Source organism: Nonomuraea terrae (assembly GCF_004348995.1).
Taxonomy (GTDB): Bacteria; Actinomycetota; Actinomycetes; order Streptosporangiales; family Streptosporangiaceae; genus Nonomuraea; species Nonomuraea terrae.
In genome coordinates this window covers 1-7,294 of sequence record NZ_SMKQ01000308.1, presented here as the reverse complement: position 1 = coordinate 7,294, position 7,294 = coordinate 1, and the positions used below count along the sequence as shown (strand labels likewise).

The window sequence follows — 7,294 nt, the reverse complement described above, 5'->3', positions numbered from 1 at the left end:
CGGCAGCGTCCGAGGCGTATAAGAGACAGCTCCTACCGGATGGTGGGTTTTCCGGGGTACCGCTCGCCGTTGAGCGGCCGGGGGTCAGCGCGCGGCCTCTCCGAGGCCGGCGTGCCCGGCCCGGGGAGCGACGGTCGCGGGGATCACCCGCGGCCCGCCGTGGTTGATGACGCTCGCGGCGATGCGGCGCTCCGCCAGCCCCATGTGGGGACGGCCGGCACCGGTGGAGCCCGGCCGTGCGGCGGCCGAGCTGCGGATGAGGGAGCTGGCGTGCACCCAGTGGCGAGACTCCGCCAGCACCTCGCGCTGGGCGCGGCGCAGGTCGGAGTGCCGCGCGTAGTGTTCGCAGACGCCTCCGGCGAGCACCCGTGCCATGACGAGGTGCTCTTCGCAGGCGGCCGCGACCTTCCCCTCCAGGCCGATGACCTGGGCGAGGAGCAGTTGCAGGTGCGCCAGGCCCGAGCTGCGCTCGAACCCGTCGAGCTCGGCCAGTCGCGCGGGCCAGCGCAGCCGCCGCTCGATCGAGGCGCAGACGTCCGCGACGACCTGGCCGATGGACAGCGCGGCCAGGTCCTCGGGGCCGCGGCCGTCGAGCTGCACGGCGCGCTGCGCGGTCGGCTCGTAGTCGGCGAGCCGGCGCAGGCCGCTCTGCAGCAGGCGTACCCGGTTGTGCAGGCAGGCGGCGCTCCAGCCCAGCACCAGCAGGCGGTCGGCGTCGGCCTCGCAGTGCCAGCCGACCAGCGCCACTTCGCGGGCCATGCGATGGTGCAGCACCCATGACTCCGGCCCGCCGACCGGCGCCGGGGTGTCGATCCACACCTGCAGGCCGCCCGGGGGCAGCTCGGCGACGCCGACGTCGGTGCCGGGTGGCGCGACTCTGGCGCAGATGCGGTGGACGACCCGCTGCTGCGCCGCGGTCTCCGGCGCCATGGGCACCGGGGCCGGCAGCACCCGCTCGGGGGCCACTTGCGCCCTTGGCTCGATGCTCATCTGGGCCACCTCCAGACCCGCGGGTCCTGTCGATGTGCGTAAATTGACACTTAATGGTGCCGGTCCTGATCGTCGTCAGACGGGGCTCTTCTGTCAACTGCCACTTAACGAATCCAGTATGGATCGCGTGGCCCGGCCCGGCCCGGGGTAGTGAACCGGCGACTTCACTCGCGTGAATCCCGCGTTACGGCGCGTGGTTGATCTAGAGTTCCGAACGGCGTTGGTGGTGGCGTACGACAGTCGAGGAGCGAGCCCGTGCGGGTGGCCGGAGCCGTGGTCACGGCCGTGTCGATGGCCGCGGGACCTTTCACGCCGCCGGATCCGGCGCCGGCCGGGGCTCCGTACTGCGTGTTGGCGGAGGACTTCACACCCGCGGGGGCAGACGGGTCTTACCTGATCGATACTGCTTCCTCACTGGAGTGGATCCACCCCCATCCGGCTCCCGCCCGGCGGGAGCCCTCGGCCTCTGACCGGCTCGACTTCGCCGGGTTCCCCAACGTGTCGGTCCTCGACGTGACCGGCCCGCGCGGCGTCCCGGAGCAGAAGGTGATCATCACCTACGCCACCAACGTCGACCAGGTCGTCACCCTCACCAACGCGGCGGCGGTCTCCGACGACGGCGGCGTCACCTTCGGCCCGCCGGACGGGACGCCGCTGCGCGAGTCGCCGATCGAGCTGCACGACGGCCGGTTCTTCGCCACCGAGTACTATCCGGCCCGCACCGGCCCGCACACCGCGCGGCTGGGCGTGCTGACCTCGTCCGCGCTGGAGGACGGCGAGAGCTGGCTGCGTTCGGCGGCCACCCTGCACACGCCCGGCGACCTGCTGCCCGGCGGGGCCGCGTACGGCGCCCCGATCCAGCTCGCCGACGGCACGATCCTCATCACGCTCTACGCCCGCTACACCGACACCGGCACGTACCAGGCCGAGGTGTACGCCAGCGACGACGGCGGCGCCACTTTCCACCGGCGCGGGGTGATCGCCCGGCCCGCCGGCGGGTTCTGGTTCACCGAGGCGAGCATCGAGCAGACGCTGGACGGCAGTCTGCTGGCGGTGCTGCGGCGCGACGGCGGCCAGTACGCGACGCTGCACCAGAGCCGCTCGCGCGACGGCGGGCGCACCTGGTCGCCGGTGCGCGAGGTGCGCTTCGCCGGCATGGACTGCGTGGTGCGCGGTGTGGCGCCGCGGCCGCTGCTGACGCCCGGCGGTCTGCTCGTGCTGAGCGCGGGACGGCCGGACACCTGGCTGGCGGTCTCCCCCGACGGGCTCGGCGAGGAGTGGACGGAGCCGCGGGTGACGTACCACAACCGCGACGGGATCTGGGACACGCACGGCTCGTCCGGCTACACCGGCCTGGCGGCGGTCGGGCCGCATCGGCTGATCCAGGTCGTCGACAACTGCAAGCTGCCGGGGGTGAGCGCCGACGGGACGCTCAACGAGACCGCCTGCCCGGCGCACGGCAGGTTCGAGCACGGCGGCTGGTACGCGATCAAGCGCCTGCTGTTCACCGTGGCCACACCCGGCCACAGGATCGACCTCGACGCGCTGCGCCGCAGCGGCGACCTGCGGATCTCCACGACGATGCGCTGGTCGAGCCCGTACCGCGCGCGGACGAACCCGGCGGCGGCGATGGACGGCAGCACGGGGTACTGGTCGAGCGCGGTGGCCGCCGGGCGGGGGCGTTACGAGCTGCACTTCGAGCGGCCGTACCGGCTCAGCCGCATCGGCCTGAGCCTGCGCCCCGGGCATCCGGCGGGGGCCCGGGTGTACGTGTCCGCCGACGGGCGCTCCTGGGGCGAGCCGGTCGTCACGATCCGTGACAGGACCGACCACGCGATGAGGTACGACGCCATCGGCCGCACCGCCCGGCACGTCAGGATCGTCACCGAGCCGACGCGCGACTGCGACCCGGAGATCGGCGCGTCGTGCAGCATGCTGAACGAGGTCGAAGTGTATTCCTGAATTTCTCCGCACACCACGGAAAGACATGTTGTCCCGGTGCGAACCTGCGCCTTCCGGCCTCCCGCAGGTCAATTCCGATAAACGCTTGGCGCCGCACCCGCATTCGCGTCACACTCCGGCCGCGTGCCCATTACGCGTTCCTGCGGCGGCGCGAAATCGTGTGCTCGCTGAATGCGTCCGCGGAGGTCCTTTCCGGTACCCCCGCGCGACGCGTTCGCGCCCCCGGCGCGAGCCTCACCGTCTCGGCGGAGGCTCTTTGCCGCGGCCGAACAGCTTCTTGTCGCCTCTGGTGTCGGCTCTGGTGTCGCCCTCCTCGTCGATCTGCAGGCGCTCCTTGCGCACCTGGCCCTCGACGGTCTCCTCGTGCCGGATCTCCTGCTTGCGGACGTGCACGCGCTCGACCGGCCGGGTCTCCTTGCCGACGATCGGGCGCTCCTCGTGCAGGATGAGCTGGCGGTCCTCCTCGCCGATCTCGTACGTCCCGGTGACCTCGCCCTCGCGGATCGGCTCGCGCTCGATCACGATTTCCTCGTGGGAGAGCGGGACTGTTTCCTGGACGGTTTCGGTCTCGACGTACTTGTGCAGCCGCACGCGGCCCTTTTCACGGCTTTCCTTGCCGATGTGGAGCTGCTCCTCGCACCGGATCATCTCGATGTCGCGCTCCTCGGCGAAGCCTTCGCGGGTTTCGCCGGCCACGCCTTTGCCGGTGGGCTCGTACGGCCTCTCCCCCGGCTTCTCGGTGAACCGCCCGGCGGTCGTTCCGGCGGTCGTTCCAGCGGTCGGTCCCGCGGTGCCGGCGGTCTCCGCCGTGGTTCCGGCGGCGCCCTGTTCGCCGACGCGCTGGCGCGGGATGGTCGACGGCTGCATACCGTAGTACCGGTAGAGGTCGGCCTCCTCGTCGAGGTTCAGGCGGTCGTCCACGTCGATGTTGGGCGCCCCCTTGATCATCTCTTTGTCGTAGGGGACTCGGATCTCCCCGCCCGAGCGGCGAGCGCTGGCCAGCGGCACGAAGGTCTGCTTCATCCCGAAGAACCCCGTGCGTACGGTCACCCACTCCGGCTCGCCCGTACGGTCGTTGAGATAGACCTGTCCCACCTTGCCGATCGATTGCCCGTCCGACCCCACCACATGGCAGTCGAGCAGGTTACGGATCTCTGTTTGCATAGCCACGACGATCCCCCTGATGTGTTCGTCCTGGTTCAAAAGGGACGAATACCCTAAATCGCTATACCGGCACACAGAAGCAGGGCAGTTTTCGGCCAACTGCCGCGCCGTCGATAAAAGAGCGTTTTGCGGTATTACATGCGAAATACGGGTCAGGGAAGTGCGCTGCCCAGGCGGAGGCGGACGCGTTCGCCATGGCGGATGACCTCGCGGACGGTCCAGACGCGTTCGCCGATCACCGTGCCTTTGGCGGTCATGTAGCCGCCCACGCGCAGCAGCGGCCGGCCCGCGTGGTCGCGCAGCAGCTGGGCGCGCGCCTCGGACTCGTCGCCGAACACCACGAGGAAGTCGACGGTGTCCGCGGGTGCGTCCAGGAGGAGACCGGGGTGGAGGTGGGAGTAGGGGACTTCGACCAGAAGTTCGCTCACGGTCAGGCGTCTACCCAACGTGCCCGGCATCACCGGGGAAAGTGGGACGAGATAGCGCTTTCCATCCTGATGATGTGAAATATCAGCATCGTTTCTACAGGTTGGAGAACCACGTGCCCCTGTTCGACCTGCCGCTGGAGGAGCTCCGCGGCTACCGTCCCGACCGCGACGAGCCCGCCGACTTCGACGCGTTCTGGTCCGCGACCCTGGCCGAGGCCGGGGAGTTCGACCTGGCGGCCGAGTACGTCCCGTACGACCTGCCCTTCGCCAGTGTGGACGTGTTCGACGTGTCGTTCGCGGGGTGGGGCGGGCACCGGATCAACGGCTGGTTCCTGCTGCCGCGCGGCGCGCAGGACCCGGTGCCGTGCGTGATGCATTACATCGGCTACGGCGGCGGGCGCGGTTTCCCGAAGGACCATCTGATGTGGCCGGCCGCGGGGTACGCGGTGTTCGTGATGGAGACGCGCGGCCACGGCGGCGCCAGCGCGCACAGTCCCGGCTCCACCGGAGACCCGCACGGCAGCTCGGGCCCGCAGGCGCCGGGCATGATGACCCGCGGCATCCTCGACCCGGCCGACTACTACTACCGGCGCGTCTTCACCGACGCCGTGCGGGCGGTCGACGCGGCGGCGGCGCATCCGGCGGTGGACGCCTCCCGGATCGTGGTCTCGGGCGGCAGTCAGGGCGGCGCCATCTCGCAGGCCACGGCGGCGCTGCACCCGGGCGTGCGGGCGGCGCTCGTCGACGTGCCGTTCCTGACGCACTTCCGGCGAGCCGTCGAGATCACCGGGCGGGACCCGTACCAGGAGCTGGTCAGGTTCCTCGCCGCCCGGCGCGACAGCGCCGAGCAGGTCTTCCGCACGCTGTCGTACTTCGACGGGCTGAACTTCGCCGCCCGCGGGCGCGTTCCCGCGCTCTACTCGGTGGCGCTGATGGACGACATCTGCCCGCCGTCGACGGTGTTCGCCGCGTACAACCACTGGCAGGGGCCCAAGGAGATCACCGTGTGGCCCTGGAACAACCATGAGGGCGGCGGCGGATACCAGGCGGAAGAGCAGCTGCGCTACCTGCGCAAGCTGCTCGGCGAGAGCTGAGTGAGGGCCACCGCCGTGCCGGGACGGCGATCCCGGCACGGCGGCGCCTCGTCACGCTTCTTTCTCTGTGACCAGGAACGACACGCTGCCCTGCGCGTCGGCTCCGGCGTCCAGAGACTTGTCCTCCAGAACGGTCGCGGCCACGGGGTCCAGGTAGACCCGCGCGCCTTCGGCCTCGACCACCGCGTCCGCCGGCTCCGGGGCGGTCGCGAGGGTCAGGGTGAGCGAGTTGGCGCCCTCCCCCTGAGACGAGATGCGGATCCCGCTCTGGGAAGGCTCGGGCGCCGTCGCGGTAAGGTCACGGATCGCCTGAGCGGCGTTGGCTGTCAGGGTGAGCACTAGGGCTCCTCCTCACGTTCGAGTACATGAGTTGCCTGCCATGCCCACCCGTCCTCACCTCAATCCTTCTTGACCGTTTCTTTACCGACGCTTCACGGGAGAACCCGGCGTGGACAATGGAGGGATGGACCTCACGGCACGGCGGCGGGCCATGGTGGCGGCGCTGCGCGAACGCCTCGCCATCAGCGAGCCCGTGGCCGAGGCCATGCTGGCCGTGCCGCGTCACCTCTTCCTGCCGGGCGTCGACCCCGAGCACGCCTACCGCGACGAGGCCATCGTCACCAAGCGCGACGCCGGCGGCCTGCCCATCAGCTCGTCCTCGCAGCCGCTCATCATGGCCGTCATGCTCGACCAGCTCGGCGTAGAGCCGGGGCACCGGGTGCTGGAGATCGGCGCCGGCACCGGCTACAACGCGGCCCTGCTGGCCCGGCTGACCGGGCCCGGCGGCCACGTGGTGAGTCTCGACCTCGACTCCGACACCGTCGACCAGGCCCGGCGGCACCTGTCGGCGGCCGGGTCCGGGCAGGTGGAGGTGATCTGCGCCGACGGGGCGGAGGGTCATCCGGCCGGGGCGCCGTACGACCGGCTGATCGCCACGGTCGGGGTGTGGGACCTGGAGCCGGCGTGGCTGGAGCAGCTCCGCCCTGAGGGGCGGCTGGTGGTGCCGCTCGACCTGCGCGGCGTGCAGGTGTCGGCGGCCATGGAACGGGCGGACGACCACTGGGTGAGCCGGTCGGTGGCGCCGTGCGGGTTCATGCGGATGCGCGGGGCGGCGGCCGGCCCCGAGGTGGTCAGGGTGGTGCGCGAGGATCCGTACCTGTCGCTGGTGCTGCCCGAGCGGCGCGAGATCGGCGACGTGGCGGCGGCGCTCGACGCGGAGCCCTGCGAGATCGTCATCCGGCAGGAGGAGCGCGGCTCCGTGTTCGACGTCCACATGGGGGTGTCGCTGTGGCTGGCGCTGCACGAGCCCCGCTGGTGCACCGTGGCGGGCAAGCTCGGGCGCGGGTACGGCGGCACGGCCGGCATCGTCGAGGGCGACGCCGTCGCGCTGCTCACCCTGGAGGACGGCGCCCTGCTCGCCCGCGGCTACGGCCCCGGCGCCGATCGGCCGGCGGCCGACCTGGCCGCGCACGTCCGGGCGTGGGACGCGGCGGGCCGACCGAGCGTGGACGACCTGCGCGTCGAGGCCCACCGTGGCCCGGTGCCGGGAAACCCTGTGGTGATCGAGAAGCGCCACACGACCCTGGCCCTGAGCTTCGCCTGACGGCTGCCGCGATCAGCAGCGGCGGCGCAGCGAGGGGTCGAGCAGGGCGGGCG

At 71.4% G+C, this 7,294-nt stretch carries 7 protein-coding genes; 3 read left to right on the top strand and 4 right to left on the bottom strand.

The genetic code is table 11. The annotated features are described in order from the left end of the window. Window positions 1-84: 84 nt before the first annotated feature. Complete coding sequence (locus tag E1286_RS44555) at window positions 85-990, bottom strand: hypothetical protein (RefSeq protein WP_132623048.1); 906 nt, start codon at window positions 988-990, stop codon at window positions 85-87. Between the two features lie 255 nt (window positions 991-1,245). Between E1286_RS44555 and E1286_RS44550 the strand changes: the two genes are divergently transcribed. Continuing rightward, the gene (locus E1286_RS44550) at window positions 1,246-2,952 is read left to right on the top strand and encodes an exo-alpha-sialidase (protein ID WP_132623046.1); all 1,707 of its coding nucleotides are present in this window, start codon (window positions 1,246-1,248) and stop codon (window positions 2,950-2,952) included. Window positions 2,953-3,186: 234 nt separating this feature from the next. Here the strand turns inward: E1286_RS44550 and E1286_RS44545 are convergent, their stop codons facing one another. Together E1286_RS44545 and E1286_RS44540 are read right to left on the bottom strand one after the other, a co-directional pair. Continuing rightward, on the bottom strand, window positions 3,187-4,215 hold the full coding sequence (locus tag E1286_RS44545) for a DUF2382 domain-containing protein (RefSeq protein WP_132623044.1): 1,029 nt from the start codon (window positions 4,213-4,215) through the stop codon (window positions 3,187-3,189). Window positions 4,216-4,268: 53 nt separating this feature from the next. After that, window positions 4,269-4,544 (bottom strand): hypothetical protein, encoded by a 276-nt coding sequence (locus E1286_RS44540; protein WP_132623042.1) that lies wholly within the window; start codon window positions 4,542-4,544, stop codon window positions 4,269-4,271. Window positions 4,545-4,618: 74 nt separating this feature from the next. Between E1286_RS44540 and E1286_RS44535 the strand changes: the two genes are divergently transcribed. Next, a complete protein-coding gene (locus E1286_RS44535) occupies window positions 4,619-5,638 on the top strand; it encodes an acetylxylan esterase (protein ID WP_281282860.1) in 1,020 nt (339 codons plus the stop codon). 51 nt (window positions 5,639-5,689) lie between these two features. Here the strand turns inward: E1286_RS44535 and E1286_RS44530 are convergent, their stop codons facing one another. Next, the gene (locus tag E1286_RS44530) at window positions 5,690-5,977 is read right to left on the bottom strand and encodes a Fe-S cluster assembly protein HesB (protein WP_132623040.1); all 288 of its coding nucleotides are present in this window, start codon (window positions 5,975-5,977) and stop codon (window positions 5,690-5,692) included. Between the two features lie 124 nt (window positions 5,978-6,101). On the opposite strand from E1286_RS44530, the gene fxlM reads away from it, so the two are divergent. After that, window positions 6,102-7,241, top strand: coding sequence for a methyltransferase, FxLD system (gene fxlM / locus E1286_RS44525; RefSeq protein ID WP_132623038.1), 1,140 nt, complete (start codon window positions 6,102-6,104; stop codon window positions 7,239-7,241). Window positions 7,242-7,294 lie beyond the last annotated feature (53 nt).